19 protein-coding genes are annotated in these 17,968 nt (G+C 32.0%); 14 read left to right on the plus strand and 5 right to left on the minus strand.

The genetic code is table 11. The annotated features are described in order from the left end of the window. Positions 1 to 15 precede the first annotated feature (15 nt). The 5 genes from VCM48_RS00795 (at position 16) to VCM48_RS00815 (ending at position 4,487) form a co-directional block, all read left to right on the plus strand. The gene (locus VCM48_RS00795) at positions 16 to 723 is read left to right on the plus strand and encodes a toxin-antitoxin system YwqK family antitoxin (protein WP_482271243.1); all 708 of its coding nucleotides are present in this window, start codon (positions 16 to 18) and stop codon (positions 721 to 723) included. Positions 724 to 946: 223 nt separating this feature from the next. Further along, a complete protein-coding gene (gene mnmA, locus VCM48_RS00800; protein WP_482271244.1) occupies positions 947 to 2,134 on the plus strand; it encodes a tRNA 2-thiouridine(34) synthase MnmA in 1,188 nt (395 codons plus the stop codon). A gap of 16 nt (positions 2,135 to 2,150) precedes the next feature. Beyond that, positions 2,151 to 2,960 (plus strand): toxin-antitoxin system YwqK family antitoxin, encoded by an 810-nt coding sequence (locus tag VCM48_RS00805; protein ID WP_482271245.1) that lies wholly within the window; start codon positions 2,151 to 2,153, stop codon positions 2,958 to 2,960. A 97-nt stretch (positions 2,961 to 3,057) separates the two neighbouring features. Further along, positions 3,058 to 3,996, plus strand: a complete 939-nt coding sequence (locus VCM48_RS00810; protein WP_099216203.1) for an NAD(P)H-dependent flavin oxidoreductase — start codon at positions 3,058 to 3,060, stop codon at positions 3,994 to 3,996. Between the two features lie 83 nt (positions 3,997 to 4,079). Next, the gene (locus VCM48_RS00815; RefSeq protein WP_482271246.1) at positions 4,080 to 4,487 is read left to right on the plus strand and encodes a hypothetical protein; all 408 of its coding nucleotides are present in this window, start codon (positions 4,080 to 4,082) and stop codon (positions 4,485 to 4,487) included. A 92-nt stretch (positions 4,488 to 4,579) separates the two neighbouring features. Here the strand turns inward: VCM48_RS00815 and VCM48_RS00820 are convergent, their stop codons facing one another. Further along, on the minus strand, positions 4,580 to 6,145 hold the full coding sequence (locus VCM48_RS00820) for a hypothetical protein (RefSeq protein ID WP_415269824.1): 1,566 nt from the start codon (positions 6,143 to 6,145) through the stop codon (positions 4,580 to 4,582). Positions 6,146 to 6,277: 132 nt separating this feature from the next. Here VCM48_RS00820 and VCM48_RS00825 point away from each other — a divergent pair, with 132 nt between their 5' ends. The 8 genes from VCM48_RS00825 to VCM48_RS00860 all read left to right on the plus strand — a co-directional run bounded on the left by VCM48_RS00825 (position 6,278) and on the right by VCM48_RS00860 (position 14,471). Then, positions 6,278 to 7,453, plus strand: coding sequence for a 2-isopropylmalate synthase (locus tag VCM48_RS00825; RefSeq protein WP_482271247.1), 1,176 nt, complete (start codon positions 6,278 to 6,280; stop codon positions 7,451 to 7,453). Next, on the plus strand, positions 7,453 to 8,835 hold the full coding sequence (gene leuC / locus VCM48_RS00830) for a 3-isopropylmalate dehydratase large subunit (protein ID WP_482271248.1): 1,383 nt from the start codon (positions 7,453 to 7,455) through the stop codon (positions 8,833 to 8,835). The genes VCM48_RS00825 and leuC overlap by 1 nt, the downstream gene beginning before the upstream one ends. Beyond that, complete coding sequence (leuD, locus tag VCM48_RS00835) at positions 8,835 to 9,416, plus strand: 3-isopropylmalate dehydratase small subunit (protein ID WP_482271249.1); 582 nt, start codon at positions 8,835 to 8,837, stop codon at positions 9,414 to 9,416. The genes leuC and leuD overlap by 1 nt, the downstream gene beginning before the upstream one ends. A gap of 11 nt (positions 9,417 to 9,427) precedes the next feature. Further along, positions 9,428 to 10,543, plus strand: coding sequence for a 3-isopropylmalate dehydrogenase (leuB, locus tag VCM48_RS00840; RefSeq protein ID WP_482271250.1), 1,116 nt, complete (start codon positions 9,428 to 9,430; stop codon positions 10,541 to 10,543). A 242-nt stretch (positions 10,544 to 10,785) separates the two neighbouring features. Next, on the plus strand, positions 10,786 to 11,652 hold the full coding sequence (locus VCM48_RS00845; RefSeq protein WP_274640639.1) for a M57 family metalloprotease: 867 nt from the start codon (positions 10,786 to 10,788) through the stop codon (positions 11,650 to 11,652). Positions 11,653 to 11,818: 166 nt separating this feature from the next. Further along, entirely contained in the window at positions 11,819 to 12,562 is a 744-nt protein-coding gene (locus VCM48_RS00850) for a hypothetical protein (protein ID WP_482271251.1), read from the plus strand. Between the two features lie 71 nt (positions 12,563 to 12,633). Then, positions 12,634 to 13,686 (plus strand): sensor histidine kinase, encoded by a 1,053-nt coding sequence (locus VCM48_RS00855; RefSeq protein WP_482271252.1) that lies wholly within the window; start codon positions 12,634 to 12,636, stop codon positions 13,684 to 13,686. Between the two features lie 2 nt (positions 13,687 to 13,688). After that, on the plus strand, positions 13,689 to 14,471 hold the full coding sequence (locus tag VCM48_RS00860; protein WP_482271253.1) for a LytR/AlgR family response regulator transcription factor: 783 nt from the start codon (positions 13,689 to 13,691) through the stop codon (positions 14,469 to 14,471). Positions 14,472 to 14,601: 130 nt separating this feature from the next. On the opposite strand, the gene VCM48_RS00865 is transcribed toward VCM48_RS00860, so the two are convergent. The 4 genes from VCM48_RS00865 to VCM48_RS00880 all read right to left on the minus strand — a co-directional run bounded on the left by VCM48_RS00865 (position 14,602) and on the right by VCM48_RS00880 (position 16,606). After that, entirely contained in the window at positions 14,602 to 14,970 is a 369-nt protein-coding gene (locus VCM48_RS00865) for a nuclear transport factor 2 family protein (protein ID WP_482271254.1), read from the minus strand. 11 nt (positions 14,971 to 14,981) lie between these two features. Next, entirely contained in the window at positions 14,982 to 15,725 is a 744-nt protein-coding gene (locus tag VCM48_RS00870) for an SDR family NAD(P)-dependent oxidoreductase (protein WP_482271255.1), read from the minus strand. A 5-nt stretch (positions 15,726 to 15,730) separates the two neighbouring features. Next, entirely contained in the window at positions 15,731 to 15,925 is a 195-nt protein-coding gene (locus VCM48_RS00875) for a tautomerase family protein (RefSeq protein ID WP_073183706.1), read from the minus strand. Between the two features lie 117 nt (positions 15,926 to 16,042). Then, entirely contained in the window at positions 16,043 to 16,606 is a 564-nt protein-coding gene (locus VCM48_RS00880; RefSeq protein ID WP_482271256.1) for a Crp/Fnr family transcriptional regulator, read from the minus strand. Positions 16,607 to 17,482: 876 nt separating this feature from the next. Between VCM48_RS00880 and tssD the strand changes: the two genes are divergently transcribed. Further along, positions 17,483 to 17,968, plus strand: a complete 486-nt coding sequence (gene tssD / locus VCM48_RS00885; RefSeq protein ID WP_440121903.1) for a type VI secretion system tube protein TssD — start codon at positions 17,483 to 17,485, stop codon at positions 17,966 to 17,968.

A 17,968-nucleotide genomic window follows, 5' to 3' on the forward strand; every position in this document is an offset into this window, starting at 1 on the left:
AAAAGAAATTATAGCATGATAAATATAAAAAGGATATTTTCAACGGCACTTTTATTAGCAGTCTTTTTTACAACGGCTGCACAAGCACAAAAAATTAATCAGTTTGATGCAAATGGTAAGAGACATGGGGTGTGGAAAAAGTATTACGACGACAATAAAAATAGAATAAGATACTCAGGCGAATTTAAAAATGGGAAAGAAGTTGGAACATTTAATTTTTATGAGCCTAATTCTTATGGGGTACCTTCTATGTCTAAAGACTTTTCAGCAAAATCAGATAGTGCTTTTGTACAGTTTTTTACACCAAAAGGAAAAGTAAAAACAAAAGGATGGATGAAAGGAAGAAAGAGAGTAGGTAAGTGGACGTATTATTTTTCAGATGGAAAGCTTTTTTCAGAAGAAGAATATACTGATGGTAAACTAGATGGAGTTTTAAAAAACTACTATAGAAATGGTAAATTAACGGAGGAAAGCGTCTATAAAAATGGTAAGAAAAATGGACTTTCTAAGATTTTTACTGAAACGGGAGTAATGATTGAAGAAGTATATTATGTTGACGGAAAACTAGAAGGAGAAGGAAGGTATTACGACTTAAAAGGTGATTTAAAAGAAAAAGGAATGTATAAAAACGGTAAAAGAGACGGTAAATGGCAATTTTACATGGATGGAGAAGTTGTTACCGATAAGAGAAAAAGAGCTGTACATTCAATACCTAAAAACTAATCTATAGATATAGAGAGTATAAAGATAAATTTATTTCTTTTATAAAGTAACTCAGTGGAGAATAAGAGTTTTACTTTCTGACTGGTTAATTTAAAAATATTCTAAGAGAAGGTAAGAAACTAAGACATATCACTGTCCATCAATTTTTACAATGAAGTCATCAATTATTTCCATAATAGAAAACGTTTATTATTTCGTAAATTTGCAGCTTCAAAAGTAAAAAATGAAAAGAGTAGTAGTAGGACTTTCAGGAGGTGTAGATAGTAGTGTAACTGCGTATTTACTAAAAGAACAAGGATATGAGGTTATTGGTCTGTTTATGAAAAACTGGCACGATGACTCAGTAACCATTTCTAATGAATGTCCGTGGTTAGAAGATAGCAACGACGCTATGATTGTTGCAGAAAAATTAGGAATTCCTTTTCAAACAGTTGATTTAAGCGAACAATACAAAGAACGTATCGTTGACTATATGTTTAACGAATATGAAAAAGGTCGTACACCTAACCCTGATGTATTATGTAATCGTGAAATTAAGTTCGATGTGTTTATGGACATCGCATTAAGTTTAGGAGCTGATTATGTAGCTACAGGACATTACTGTAGAAAATCAGAAGAAATTATTGATGGAAAACCTGTATACAAGTTATTAGCAGGAAAAGACACTAATAAAGATCAATCATACTTTTTATGTCAATTATCACAAGAACAATTATCGAAAGCATTGTTCCCTATTGGGGAATTGACAAAACCAGAAGTTCGTGAAATAGCAAAAGAAGCAGATTTAATTACAGCCGATAAAAAAGATAGTCAAGGATTGTGTTTTATAGGAAAAGTAAGACTTCCAGACTTTTTACAACAAAAACTACAACCGAAAGAAGGAGATATTGTCCGAATTCCAGATGAATTTGAGCAGTACAATCGTTCAATTCCAGAATTTGAGAATAAAGAGGCAGAATTGGAATATTTTTCAACGAAGTTCTCTTATAATAAAGAGGATGGAAAAGTAGTAGGAAAACATCAAGGGGCACATTATTTTACAAAAGGTCAGCGTAAAGGGTTAGCGGTTGGAGGAACCAAAGAACCATTGTTTGTAATTGAAACCGATGTAGATACCAACATTATTTATACTGGAGAAGGAAAAAATCACCAAGGATTGTATAGAAGTGTATTATTTGTATCAAATGAAGAATTGCACTGGGTACGTGAAGATTTAGCTTTACAAACAGGTGAATCTATGGAAGTAGAAGCACGTATTCGTTACCGACAACCATTAGAAAAAGCTACGTTGTATAAAGTAGACAAAGGAGTTTATGTAGCGTTTGAAAATCCACAATCAGCTATTCAAGAAGGGCAGTTTGTTGCTTGGTATAAAAATGAAGAGCTATTAGGTTCTGGTGTAATTTCTTAAGAAGAAGAGTAAAGCTATGAAAAAAACATTGTTATTATTTATAGTATTCATTAGTATTAATGGATACTCACAAAAAGATTCTATTTCTAATTATTTAGATAGAAAGTTTAGAATAACTTCAAACAAAAACGATGCTAAATATATTGAAACTAGTGTAAAAAAAGGAGCTCTTTGGGAAAAGATACTTTATTATAGAGACGGAAAAATTTTCAAGAAGGGGTTTTCAAAAAATAATAGAGGAAGCAGTTATGTAGGAAAATATCTTGTGTTCCACCGAAATGGAAAAATATCTAAAAGGGCTTTTTATGATGCTGAGGGAGAATTAGAAGGAAAAGTACTTACATTATTTGACAATGGTAATAGAAATTATACGGGTTTCCATAAAAAAGGAGTCCCATCAGGGTTGTGGAAGTATTATCATTACAATGGTAACCTAGCAGCAAAATTTTATTACGATATAAATGGAGATATAGAAAGGTATATACTATTCAATGAAAAAGGAGAAGAACTTAAGGACGATACTTATACAAAGTTTATAAAACCTACTTTTAAAAAGGGAAAAGAAGATTTTAATTCAAAGATGAGCTATTTAATAGATAATGTAAGTTATGCTATTAACACCATTATCTATGTAAATTTTACTATTGATGTAGATGGAAGTATCAAAGACGTATGGGTGGTTAATAATATTCCAAATAAATTAAGGAGCGAGATAATTGATTTTTTTGAATCTATAAAAGGGTGGAAGCCAGCGGTGGAAATGAATAGAAAAATACCATCTAAATATAGCATTGCGTTGAATTTTACGACAAGAGTAATAGATTAAAACTTATTACTTTTTCAAACATAAAAACATAAACATACAACCTCGATTTTTTCGAGGTTTTTTTGTGCTTCCTAGCTAATGATTGTACATTTACGCTATGCAAAACAGAATTACCAAACTATTTAATATACAATATCCAATCGTTCAAGGTGGAATGATTTGGGTAAGTGGCTGGAAGTTAGCTTCTGCAGTGTCAAATGCAGGTGGATTAGGATTAATTGGAGCAGGATCTATGTATCCAGAAGTACTTCGTGAACACATTCAAAAATGTAAAAAAGCAACAGATAAACCTTTCGGGGTAAATGTGCCAATGTTGTATCCTGATATAGAAAAAATCATGGATATTATCGTTGAAGAAGGAGTAAAAATCGTGTTTACTTCTGCAGGTAATCCAAAAACATGGACCTCTTTTTTAAAGGAAAAAGGAATTACAGTAGTTCATGTGGTAAGTTCAGTAAAATTTGCCTTAAAAGCAGAAGCAGCTGGAGTAGATGCTGTAGTATGTGAAGGGTTTGAAGCTGGAGGTCATAACGGACGTGAAGAAACTACTACGTTTACGTTAATTCCTATGGTAAAAGAACAAGTTAAAATTCCAGTAATTGCAGCAGGAGGAATAGGTTCAGGTAGAGGAATGTTAGCAGCAATGGTGTTGGGAGCAGACGGAGTACAAATTGGAAGCCGTTTTGCAGCTACTGTAGAATCTTCAGCACATGACAACTTCAAAAAAACAATTGTTGAAGTAAAAGATGGAGGTACACAACTAACGTTAAAAGAACTCGCACCTGTACGTTTAGTAAAAAACAAATTCTTTCAAGAAGTTCAAGAACTATATCAACAAAACCCAACGATAGAACAATTAAAAGAATTGTTAGGACGTGCACGTGCTAAGAGAGGTATGTTTGAAGGAAACCTAGATGATGGAGAACTTGAAATAGGTCAAGTAGCAGGGCTTATTCATGAAATTAAACCAGCAAAAGAAGTTTTAGAAGCAATTGTAGAAGAATATCAGCAAGTGAAAAAAGAGCAGTTGTTTTAGGAGCTGTTTATTATAAGGTTAAAAATGTATAGTAGTATATATTGAACCCTAGAGTAATAAGGTAAAGTATTTTTAAATTGCTTATGACTACATTTAGGAAGAAAGTTCATTTTGTTGGTTTTGATAAAGAGTTTAATGAGAAAGTATTTGAGCAAACTACTTATTCTGAAGAATTAAAGATAGGAATACCAAAGAAAAGAGAAAGAATAATAAAATATTTAGAAAAAGGAGAGGTAGTAATTGCTTGGATGGGGTATTTTATTGACAAGAAAGGAAAGTTTATATCTCCTGATTGTTATTATACAGATGGAAATTATATCTGGCCATCATACTTTACAAGTTTTATTAAGGATAATTATAATTACTCTATCGATGAAAATTTTATAGATTATTTGGAAAGTATTAATTATAATTTTCCTAAAATAGATAGTTCTAAACTAATATATATAAGAGACAATTTCTCTAAAGTTTTAGTAAGTACCCCTAGTTAGAGGTAGTGGATAATTACTATTGTAATAAAATTAATTTGTAAGGTTGATTTTAGAACTTTTACACTTTGTTTTGGAGATGTTTATTTTCAATCTCAACACTTTTGAGAACTAACAAATTTCTCTTTAATAATTTGAGCAACAGGTTTATTTTCAATCTTACTTTCAAGCCACGAAAGAATATCTAAATATAAAAAAGCTCTTTTTTCATAAGGATGATTCTCATAAACCTTAAGGCGACTGTGTACTTTTTTTAACTCCTTTTTTATTTGATGCGGAAACACATCTCCCAACGCTTTTATAGAAGAAATAAACTCTTTTTGAACCTCTTGTAAATTTTCCATTTTAAGTAAAAAACGATAGGTATCTTTAAACTGTCGCTCTAAATCATAATCTAAGCCACACTCGTAATGAGCAATTAAAGAAAGTACTCTGGCAAAGCACTGTAGATCGTTAGCTACTTGAATATTTTTAGGTTTAATTATTTTATTTAAATACAAAATACACTCTTTGTTTTTACCCATACCAAAGTACAAACAAGCAATTTTGTAGTAAAAAACTACAATATGATGCGTATCTAAACGGTCTTTGTACTCATCTATTTTATCATTAATAATATCTACTAGGTATTCACCTTCAGAGAAGTTGCCTTCTAAGAAGTGTAAGTGTAATTTGTTAGCATAATAGTATAGAAAAGTTAAGATTTCAGTATTGCTATTTTGCGGAATACTTTTCTCCTCAATTTCCTCTTCAAAAGCAGAAAGCTCTTCTTTAAACTTATCATAATGCTTTATAAAAAATAAGCTCTCTAATAAGTAGTTCTTTCCTTTTAAATAAAAAACAGGATGCAAAGAAATATTCTTAGTATCATGTTTAAATAAATCTACCCATTTATTAGCATACTTATAACTCTGTAAAAAATCTTGAGTTAAAAAGCTATGCCACAAATGTGCCTTGTATAACCATAACTTTTCTCTAAAACCCAATTCTTCATATGTATATTCAGGAAGTTTAGAATAAAAGTAAGTATTCACTCGTTGTAGTTCCTCATCGTTTTTTACGTAGCCATTTTTAAGCAACGTACCATACAATTGTAGCGATAAGTTGGATAATTTACTAGCGATAACATTTTGCATGCTAAGCTCTTTTGCCTGAATAGTTAATTCGTCAGAACGCGTATCAATACTTCGGGTTATATACTGACTTTCAATAACTTTTTCAAGCTCAACAATTTCATAAGCAACATTCTTTTCTTCATTTTCAACCGCCATATTTTTAGCCTTGTCAAGCAATTTTAAACTTTGCTTGTACAATCCTTTTTGATATAAAACTGTAGCAAAATCTAACTGCTCACGTATTTGAATTCTAATGTTTTTATGAGCAGGATTCATACGAAGACTAGTTAGTATTTGCTTGTATAAATGAGCTTTTAGGTTAGATAACTGCTGCTTACTCACCACACCGCTATCAATAATAGCCTTTTCGTTATAACTCTTTTGTTTTTCAAGCAATTTAAAAAGCGCAAAAAATTTAGCATCTACATTACCTCCTAAACGACCAACATATAAATTAAATTGACGTTTTTCTGACTTTGATAAAGACTTAATCAAAACAAACAAAGCATCATTTTGTTGGTTGGAGAATGTAATTGGTTTACGCATAACTTTTTGTTTTTCAGTATTTTATTTTTGTTTTTTATCGTTTTGATATCGTAACTAACCCATTAAAAAAGAGCTTGCTAGAAAAGCCAATATATACATTTGGTTTTTATTTTGATAATCATATTTAGATTTATGCAAAGCGATAAAATTCAAATTTTCGATACCACATTACGAGACGGAGAGCAAGTCCCAGGATGTAAATTAGATACCCAACAAAAGCTAGTTATTGCCGAAAGACTCGATTTTTTAGGAGTTGATGTAATTGAAGCAGGCTTCCCAGTATCAAGCCCAGGAGACTTTACTTCGGTACAAGAAATAGCTAAATTAGTTAAAAATGCTACTGTATGCGGATTAACAAGAGCCGTTAAAAAAGATATTGAAGTAGCAGCAGATGCTTTAAGATTAGCTAATAAACCTAGAATTCATACAGGTATTGGTACTAGTGATTCACATATTCAGTATAAATTCAATGCTTCGAAAGAAGAAGTAATTAGGCGAGCAAAAGAAGCTGTTTCGTACGCGAAAAACTTTGTAGACGATGTAGAGTTTTATGCAGAAGATGCAGGTAGAACCGACAACGCTTTTTTAGCCAAAGTTTGTGAAGAAGTTATAAAATCAGGAGCAACAGTATTGAATATTCCTGATACTACAGGATATTGTTTGCCTGAAGAATATGGAGCGAAAATCAAGTATTTAAAAGACAATGTAAAAGGTATTGAAAATGTAATTATTTCATGCCATTGCCATAACGATTTAGGCTTAGCCACAGCAAATTCTATTGCAGGAGCTATCAATGGTGCACGTCAGATAGAATGTACGGTTAATGGAATAGGAGAGCGTGCAGGAAATACGGCTTTAGAAGAAGTAGTAATGATTTTAAAACAGCATCCATATTTAAATCTTCAAACAGATATTAACACCAAATTACTATACGATACAAGCATGATGGTTCGTGAACGCATGGGAATGCCTGTACAACCTAACAAAGCCATTGTAGGAGCAAATGCTTTTGCACATAGCTCAGGAATTCATCAAGATGGAGTTATCAAGAATCGTGAAACGTATGAAATTATCAATCCAGCAGATGTAGGAGTCACAGAAAGTGCTATCGTATTAACCGCAAGAAGCGGAAGAGCAGCCTTAGCATACCGAGCAAAAAAGATAGGGTATGAGCTGACTAAAATTCAGTTAGATACAGCTTATAAAACATTCTTACAGTTTGCTGACAGACAAAAAGAAGTAATCGATGAAGATATTCATCAGATTATGAAACAAGTAAATAAAATTTCAAAAATAGCCATAGCTTAATGGGAAAGACATTATTTGATAAAGTATGGGATGCGCATGTAGTAGATACTGTAAAAGACGGACCACAAATATTATACATAGACAAACACTTAATTCATGAAGTAACCAGTCCGCAAGCTTTTAACGAGTTAAAAGAGCGTAATATTCCAATTGCACGACCAGACAAAACAGTAGCAACAGCCGATCATAATACACCAACCGTAAATCAACATTTACCAATAAAAGATGAATTATCAAGGCAACAACTAGAGCAGTTAACACAAAACTGTAAAGAAAACGATATTACTCTATATGGTTTAGGACATCGATATAATGGAATTGTACACGTTATGGCTCCCGAATTAGGGATAACACAACCAGGAATGACCATGGTTTGTGGAGATAGCCATACATCAACACACGGTGCTTTTGGTACCATTGCCTTTGGTATAGGAACAAGCCAAGTAGCACAGGTGTTTGCAAGTCAATGCTTATTGTTAGAAAAGCCTAAGAGTATGCGTATAACTGTAAAAGGTAAACTTAAAAATGGAGTATTACCCAAAGATGTAATCTTATATATTATAGCGCAATTAGGAACAAATTCAGGTACAGGATATTTTTGTGAATATGCAGGAAATGTGTTTGAAGAAATGTCTATGGAAGGTCGTATGACCGTGTGTAATATGAGTATCGAAATGGGAGCAAGAGGCGGTATGATTGCTCCTGATGAAACCACTTTTGAATATGTAAAAGGACGTGAGTTTGCACCAAAAGGAGACGAGTTTGATAACAAAGTAGCCTATTGGAACACATTAAAGACTGATAAAAGTGCAAAATTTGATAAAGAATACACTTTTAAGGCAGAAGACATAGAACCAATGCTTACTTACGGAACCAACCCAGGAATGGGGATAAAAATTTCAGAGAACATTCCCCAATTTAATGATGCTTCCTTTGAAAAGTCGTTACAGTATATGAACTTTAAAAAGGGAACATCATTAATTAATACACCTGTTAATTATGTATTTATAGGAAGTTGTACAAACTCTAGGATAGAAGATTTTAGAGTAGCAGCAAACTATATAAAAGGAAAGCAAAAAGCAGCGAATGTAAATGCGTGGTTAGTACCAGGATCACAACAAGTAGCAAAACAAATAAAACGAGAAGGCTTACAAGAAGTTTTTGAAGCAGCAGGCTTTCAGTTACGACAACCAGGTTGTTCAGCATGTTTAGCAATGAATGACGATAAAATACCAGAAGGAGAATACTGTGTATCAACTTCAAATAGAAACTTTGAAGGACGTCAAGGACAAGGAGCAAGAACCATTTTAGCAAGTCCGTTAATGGCTGCTGCAACAGCAGTAGAGGGAAAAATTACTGACTTTACAAAACAATTAAACTAATGGAGAAATTTGTTAAACTAATAGATACGGCCATACCATTACCGACGGAGAACATAGATACCGATCAAATTATACCCGCACGATTTTTAAAATCAACCAATAAAGAAGGATTTGGAGACAATGTGTTTAGAGATTGGCGCTACAATAAAAATGGTAGTTTAAATGAAGACTTTGTTTTAAACAATACAAATTATACAGGAAGCATTTTAATAGCAGGAGATAATTTCGGATGTGGCTCAAGTAGGGAACATGCTGCATGGGCATTAGCAGGCTACGGGTTTAAAGTAGTCATCAGTAGTTTTTTTGCAGATATTTTTAAAGGAAATGCACTTAACAACGGGATATTACCAGTACAAGTACCCAAAGAATATTTAGCAAAACTGTTAAAAAAAGTAACTGAATTACCAGACACAACTATTATAGTTGATTTAGAAAATCAAAAACTAAAAACCCCCATAGGTAATGTAGATTTTGAAATAAACCCGTACAAAAAACTATGTATGATAAATGGTTATGACGATATAGATTTTTTAATCAGTAAAAAAGATACAATAACAGCTTTTGAAGTAACAATGATATAAAAAGTAAAAAGATGAAGTACAATATAGCGGTAATACCAGGAGATGGAATAGGACCAGAAGTAACAGAGCAAGCAAAAAAAGTGCTTAGAGCTGTTGGTAATGTGTTTGATCACACATTCTTATTTAAAGAAACATTAATGGGAGCTTGTGCTATTGATAAAACAGGAAATCCATTGCCTGATGAAACCATTGAGTTGTGTAAAAAGAGTGATGCTATTTTATTTGGAGCCATAGGAGATCCAAAATATGATAATGATCCTACTGCAAAAGTACGTCCAGAGCAAGGATTACTACGTTTAAGAAAAGAGTTAGGTCTATTTTGTAATGTACGTCCTGTAAAAGCGTATGACACGTTAATTCATAAGTCACCTTTAAAGAAAGATAGAATTGAAGGAACAGATATTGCTATTTATAGAGAGCTAACAGGAGGAATCTATTTTGGTATTAAAGAACTGAGTGATGATGGAAAGCATGCTTTTGATGGTTGTTCTTATACTGTAGAAGAAATAGAACGAATGGCACATTTAGCTTTTCAAGCAGCTCAAAAAAGACGTAAAAAACTAACGTTGGTAGATAAAGCCAATGTATTAGAAACCTCAAGGCTGTGGCGTAAAACTGTTGGAGATTTAGCAACTCAATATCCTGACGTTGAAGTAGACTATTTATTTGTTGATAATGCAGCGATGAAGTTAATTTTAAACCCAAAAGATTTTGATGTTATTTTAACCGAAAACCTTTTTGGAGACATTCTTTCTGACGAAGCAAGTGTTATAGGAGGTTCTATAGGTTTGTTAGCTTCCGCTTCAGTAGGAAAAGAAAATACGTTATTTGAACCAATCCATGGATCTTTTCCACAAGCAAAAGGAAAAGACATCGCTAACCCATTAGCATCTATATTATCATCTGCATTATTGTTAAGACATTTAGAATTGCATACAGAGGCAGATACAGTAGAGAGTGCTGTTCAAAAATCATTAGAATTAGGAATTACTACAGAAGATATTAATTCAGAGAATCCATTTTCTACTAGTAAAGTAGGAGATTTTATAGCGGACTATATCTATAACCAAGAAGATAGTGATATGAATTTCCAAAATATACACATGGGGCAAAGCACCATTATATAAGTAGTAAAAACTATAAATAATTATGTAAACTTCCTTTAACTATCATGGTTAAAGGAAGTTTTGTTTATAAATAACTGGTAGTCTGATTGTTAGTTGTTTGAAATTATTATGTATTGTTTAATATTTAATATTTTATGATTTTTCTGTTTAAATATTCTTTTTTTTAACGTTTTTTTCGGTTTTATTTAAAATATATGAATCTAAAGTGTAGATTTACAGCGAATTAAAAAACCCTTCATATTATGAAAAAAACAAAGTTAGCCCTAATTATGGGCTTGTCTGCAGGTGTATTCTTCACCTCATGTTCAAGTGAAAACGAACAAGTTAAAAACCCTGAAGTTATAGAGCAATCTAGCGATAACCCAGGACTTAAACCAATACCTCAAGAGGTAGTTGATGCTGTAGCCAAATTAGAGCTAAATGTAGATCATATTCGTTATGACAATTTTTACTTTCCTGATGGAACTTCAGAAGTACGTTTATTTTTAGAGGAAGATGTAGTAATAACAGAAGATCAGTTGTTTACTATGGCTAAAGCTAAAGATCAATCTGCTCGTCAATACTCTACCAATAATTTGGTATCTCAGGGTAGAAATATTTCTATCGTAGGATACACAGGTGGTGGTGGATATGGTCTTTCTAGTAAAGAGCAAACAGCATTACAATGGGCGGTAGATAATTACAACCGTTTAAGTGGTGTATCTATTAGCTTTACATTAAGTTTTGGAACCAACTACAGCAACAAAGATATGGTAGTATACCATAACCCAACTCAATCTGGAGCAGGTGGTAGTGCAGGTTTCCCAAGCAATGGTTTACCATACAAGTTTGTACAAATATATGGTTTGAACAACTACGATACGAATGTTGTTGAGCATGTAATTACACATGAAATTGGACACTCAGTTGGATTTAGACATACAGATTGGTTTAGCCGTCAAAGTTGTGGACAAAATACCAATGAAGGTACTGCAGGTGTTGGAGCTAACCATGTATCTGGTACACCAACAGGATACGATTCAACTTCAGTTATGTTAGCGTGCTTTAGCTCTAACGAAGACGGAGAGTTTAATGGTAACGACATTACAGCATTACAAAACATGTACTAAGAAATAACTAACCTTAATACATAGTGAGCCACCGATTAAAAGTCGGTGGCTTTTTTATTGCTTATATTCCTTAGTTTATCATTTATTTTCCTGAGCTTATAAAAAAAATGTTTTTAAAAACATGAGTCCAAAATACTTTTGAGGCATCTAATAATAAAAACATACCATGATGAACACAAAAAGAGAACTTATTTTTTTAAGAACATTTGCAATAAGTATAACAGCTTTAATAGGAGTTTTAACTACTGTAGCCTTTAAGAATAAAGGGAATACACAATTTGATACTATTGATGTAAAAAGAATTAATATCATAGAAAATGATGGAACAGTAAAAATGCTAATTACAAATGCAGCAAACTTTCCTAGTAAAGGTGATAAGATTAATGGAAGAGTATATCACGAAAGAAAAAAGAGAGCAGGAATGCTTTTTTATAATGAAGAAGGTATAGAGTGTGGGGGATTTATTTATGATGGTAAAAAAACTGAAAAAGGACATAGTTCGGGATTATCATTAACGTTTGATCAGTATGATGGAGACCAAGTAATGCAGCTCATAACTACTGATGCAAAGAGAGATGGAAAAAGATACAAAGCAGGTAGGTTGGTGTTTAATGATAGAGGAGATAACGAAACCCAAGAAATGACTCAAAAAATAAGTGAAGAATTAAGAGCTATTAATGATCCTGCTGAAAGAAGAGCTAAGTTTAAAGAGTATCAACAAAAAGGAATGATAGGTGGGGTACCAAGAGTAGCTTTAGGGCAAACACCAGGAAAACAAAACGGATTGTTTTTATACGACTCTAACGGAAAAACAAGAGCTAAGTTTATTATAGATGAGGATAATAAAATAAAATTAGAAGCCTATGATGAAAAAGGAAATACAGTAAGTACTTGGCCAGAAGATAAATAGAAATACTAGAGCTTGCGGTGAGATTCAATCAAAAGTTTCATCGCAAATTTGATATATTTGTGAGTACTGATATGAAAACAAACACATCCTTTTTTAGAGAAAATGCTACATTTTTAATCTTTCTCTTTACCTTTTGCTTAATATTTATTTTAAAAAATCAATTTGGGAATTCAGATTCTTGGAAAGATTTTATCTTTTATCCTGATGCTCCCTTTTGGTATTTTTTTAAAGCAGTTTTTATTTTTTGGTGGGTTAGTTTTATCAAAAAGAGTATTAATAAAAACTCAAAAAAACAAACTTCATTAAGTAGAAGATATGTGCATTTTTTTGGAATAGGCTTGTTAACATATTTAGTGATAGGAAATAGTTTCGGATTAATTGTTGCGTTCATTTTTGATACCTATTCCAGAAACTTTGGTTCTGTTTATCATGTAATATATGTTAATATAAATTCTGTAATTGACTTTATTATTTTTGGAGGATTTTCATTAGCCTACTTGTATTATAAAGAAAATGTTGCTTATCAAAAACAGGTAGCTGCCTATGAAATAAGTAAAGCTAAAAATGAAATAACACAATTAAAAACACAATTAAACCCTCACTTTTTATTTAATAATCTAAATATTTTAGATCAACTTATTGAAGAAGATACTCAAAGAGCTTCTTTATTTTTAAATCGTTTTGCAGAATTATATAGATATAGTTTACATAGTTCAGATAAACAACTGGTTACATTAAAAGAAGAGTTGTTTTTTACAGAAGGATATTTTAAGCTAATGGAAGAAAAGTATGAAGGTTATTATAAACTAAATATAGCACCAACTTTATACACAAAAAACATTGTAGTACCCCCGTTTTGTTTACAAGTTCTTATAGAAAACGCAATTACTCACAATAAAGGAACCTCCGAATCACCTGTAGATATTACTGTAACAGAGGATGAAGGAATTAAGGTAACAAATAATAAAGTACTGTATGCTACAAGAAGAAAAGGTAATGGAATGGCGTTGATTAACTTATCAAAACAATTTGAGTTACTTGCTGAAAATACTATTAAAATACGTGAAACTGAAAAGGAGTTTGAAGTCGTTTTACCATTAATACCATCCCATAAATCTGTATAAAAATGATAAAAGCACTTATTGTTGAAGACGAATTACCAGCCAGAAAAAAGCTAAAAAAATATATAGAAAGTTATCATGAACCTATCACTGTGGTAGATGAGTTTGAAACGGTAGAAGAGGTGCTTCAGTTTTTTGAATCAACTTCTGATATTGACTTAATTTTTTCTGATATAGAATTACGAGACGGTAATGTTTTTGATGCTTATAATAAGCTACAAATTCAAGTACCAATTATTTTTATAACAGCATACAATCAGTTTTGGATGCATGCTTTTGAAACTAGTGGTATAGAGTATTTATTAAAACCTTATTCATTAGAACGTTTTGAAAAAGCAGTAAATAAATATTCAAGCTTAAAGAGTTCAATGAAGGATGAAAGTAACCATAATGTTTTGCAAAAATTAGATGCTTATCTAGCAAATCAAACAGCTCAAACACCTAAAAGCTATCAAGATTTTATTGCTGTTAAATCTTCTCAGTACACCTACTTCTTAAAGATGGAAGAGGTAATGTATTTTCAAGCAGATTATGGAATTGTAACAGCATATGATATAAATAATAAAAAACATGTATTAAATCAATCTTCTTTAAAAGCATTAGAAGAAATAATAAACCCTAACGTGTTTTTTAAAATTAATAGAGGCGAACTACTCAATAGAAACTATATAGAAAAGATAAGTAGGTATAATAAAAATGTTGTGGCTATTAATCTAAAAAACAGCAAAACAGTTTTAAAAACCAGTCAAAATAAAACAGCAGAGTTTACGAAGTGGTTAGGATTATAAAATAGGCAATTACCATCATTCCGAACGATAGTGAGGAATCTCTATCAAATGAGAAAAATTATTAGGCTTGTTGTTAGTAATAAAAACAAAGCAGCTTAGATAAAAACCCAAACTGCTTTTGTTTATAGTGTTATTCTACATGTGTAAAAACCTTAGCTACAATTTTCCATTCATTCTCTATTTTAGTTAGAGATAAGTAATCGTAATAATTATAACCCAACATAGGTACATGTAACTTTGCCATGGCAATTTTCCCCATAATATCAACTCCAATAATTTTCATGTTAAAAGATTCCTTCAAATCATTAGGACTTTGTCTGTTAGCAACTCCTTCAATATAATTTTCAGAACTTTTAAAATAGTCAGCACCTTTAATATCCCCGTAAATAGGAGTATTGTTATGAAAGCATGCTCGAAGTTTTTGAGTATCTCCATAAAAAATACCCTCAAAGTAGTTCGTTACTAAAAGCTCTATTGCTGTTATATTCTCTTTATACATCTTTTTTAGTTTTAAATGGCATGACCAACAGTGTGTCCACCAGCCACATTCATAGTTTCTCCTGTAACAAAATTTGAAAAAGCTAAATAATAAGCAGCTTCAGCAATATCAGTAACTTCACCTATACGGTTTAATAAGTGTAATCCTGCCAAACTATCAGCATCTTCAATACCTATTTTACTTTGCAACGGACTTCTAATAATACCAGGAGCAATCGTATTTACTTTAATGTTATCATTACCAAATTCAGCAGCTAACTGTCTGGTTAAGGCATGAATTGCACCCTTGCTCATTAAAGGAGCAGTAGCAGGAAAACCAGCAATAGCATGGTCTACCAATACGGTTCCTATATTTATAATCGCTCCGTTTTTTTGAGCTACCATATTTGGAATAACAGCTTGAGAAGCAAAGTAAGTTCCTTTTAAATTTACATTCCAGTACAACTCTAAATCACTTTCTTCAACCTCTAAAAAAGGTTTAGGAGCAAAGATTCCAGCGTTGTTAATCAGTACATCTATACTGTTGAATTTTTCTAAAGCTAAGGCTACTAATTGCTTACTTGTATCTTGTTTACTAATGTCTCCAACAAGAAGCGCTGCGTTTGAAGGACTTCCGAACTCCTTATAAGCTTTTTGTAAGTTTTCTTCGCTAGAAGCATTCATTACCACATTGCATCCTTTTTCTATAAAAAGTTTAGCAATTTCTTTACCAATACCAGTTGAAGCTCCTGTAATAATTGCAGTTTTATTTTTCATAAGTCTTATTTTTTAGTTCCTAAATATTGTTTACCATCATGTCCCCAATTACCCATAGGAACTTCTTCAATAACAATATGGGTAGTTGCAGGATTTTTCTGAAGTACATCAACTAAAAGCTGTGTAGTTCCTTCAATAAGTTGACGTTTTTGTTCTTGAGTTACCTGTTCGTCGGTAACTTTAATGTTTACAAAAGGCATAATAATATGTTTTAAAATTATGCTACAAAGTTGCGGTGGATGCACAACTCTACACAGGAGCTATGTCACACCTTTAAAGTGATGTATGTCACATACAAACAGTAAGAAGTACTAAAATTAAGAGTTAAGTCTGCTAAGAGTTTCTCTAGAAACCCCTAAATAAGCAGCAATCATTTTTTTAGGAACACGTTGAAAAAGGGTAGGGTATTGTTCTAAAAGTTGGTCGTATCGTTCTTTTGCAGAATTTTGTAAGAGCGATACAATTCTTTTTTGAAGGGCAATTCTGCCCATTTTACTCTTTTTAGCCCAAAAGCGTTCCATTTTGTGCATGGTAGCAGTAAGTTTATCACGGTTTTCATAAGTGATATACAACAATTCACAATCTTCAATACAATCAATAGCCGTTTTAGAAGGTAGTTGCTTTACAAATGACTCGTAATCGGTAATCCACCAATTTTCCATAGCAAATTGAAGAATATGCTCTTTACCGCTATCTTCAATAAAATAACTCTTTACACAACCTTTTATCACCCAATACTCTTTATTGGCAGTTTCGCCTTCTTGCAGTAAGTATTGATGTTTACGCTTAGTAACAGGCTGAAAAAAACTTAGGATATAAGCAAACTCCTCATCAGTAAGAGGAATAATTTCTTCAATATGTTGTCGTAAAGGATGTGTCATTTAATAAAGAGTATGCTATTTTATTTTTATTGTATGCAAATATACTTGTAAAGTAAGTAGCATTTAGAAAATGTTTTTGCATACCTTCCTCGCAATGACGTAAACCTATACAATAGTACACTGTCATTCCGAACGGTAGTGAGGAATCTCACTAAAAAGTGTTACCCTTATTCTTTTATTGTACGTCTTGATTTTTGCTTCTTTTTATCAAGAAAAAGAATATAAAACTCCTTTTTATCGTTATCACTTGCAATGACGTAAACCTATACAATAGTATACTGTCATTCCGAACGATAGTGAGAAACCGTAAGGTTCAGCGTAGCTAAATCTCACTAAAAAGTGTTACCCTTATTCTTTTGTTGTAATCACTGTCAGTTCGAGTGATTTTTATTGAGTGATAACGAAGTGAAAATTGTACTTCGACTAGGCTCAGCAGAGCTATAGAGAACGATTAGAAAACTTCTCGACACAAAATTATTTTTATTTCATTTTAATAATTTTACTCGAAGTGACACTGGATGATAAAAAAGAATATAGAACAAAGAGCTATAAACAAGTCTATACTCTAACAGCGAAGCGGTCTATTCTCTTGGCTCTAAAAAACAACCGTCATAACGAGTAGCAATAGCGACGTAGTTATCTCATTATTCAAAATCCATACGCTAACAACCAAGCATTCTTTCATAGTGTTTAACCCTAAACAAAGTTAGTAGAAGTACTTATTAAGTACAAACAAAGTACACGTTCCGTATTTACTTAGTACAAAGGGATTTAATAAAAAATATTCTAGTTTTTTAAGTGGAAAAATTGTAGGTTTGATACGTTGAAATTGCTAAGAATTACTTCAACAAGAAAAAAATAACTAAAAATAAAGCTATGAAATATAGAACTATGCTGTTGTTTAACAACAGAGAGATAGAAGTACTAACCTATAACTTTGGTTTTAATAGAAACATTAATGCTTCTGACCAACCTACAAGCTCCGCTAACTTTGCAGGTTTAGAATTAGAAATAGAATCAGGTAGTAATACTGATTTTGAAGAATGGGCTTGTAAAGAAAATGCTATAGACCAACTAGAGTTAAAAATATACTACCCATATTTAAAAGGAGGCTCTAAAACAATGACTTTTTTTGATTGTTACCTAAAGAAATATGAAACAGTATTTTCTAATACAAACGATCAACCGATAAAAGACCGATTAATTATTATATGTGCAGGAGTGAAAATGCCTAACGCTTCGCTAGAATATTCTACGTATTGGAGGAAAACACTTTCTGGAGTACAAAAAGAAGTAACTAATAATGGTAGTGCCGTTTCTAGTAACGGTACAAACTTTAGTGTAACCCCAAAATTATCGTAA

Source organism: Tenacibaculum sp. DPLXC6, from assembly GCF_056815515.1.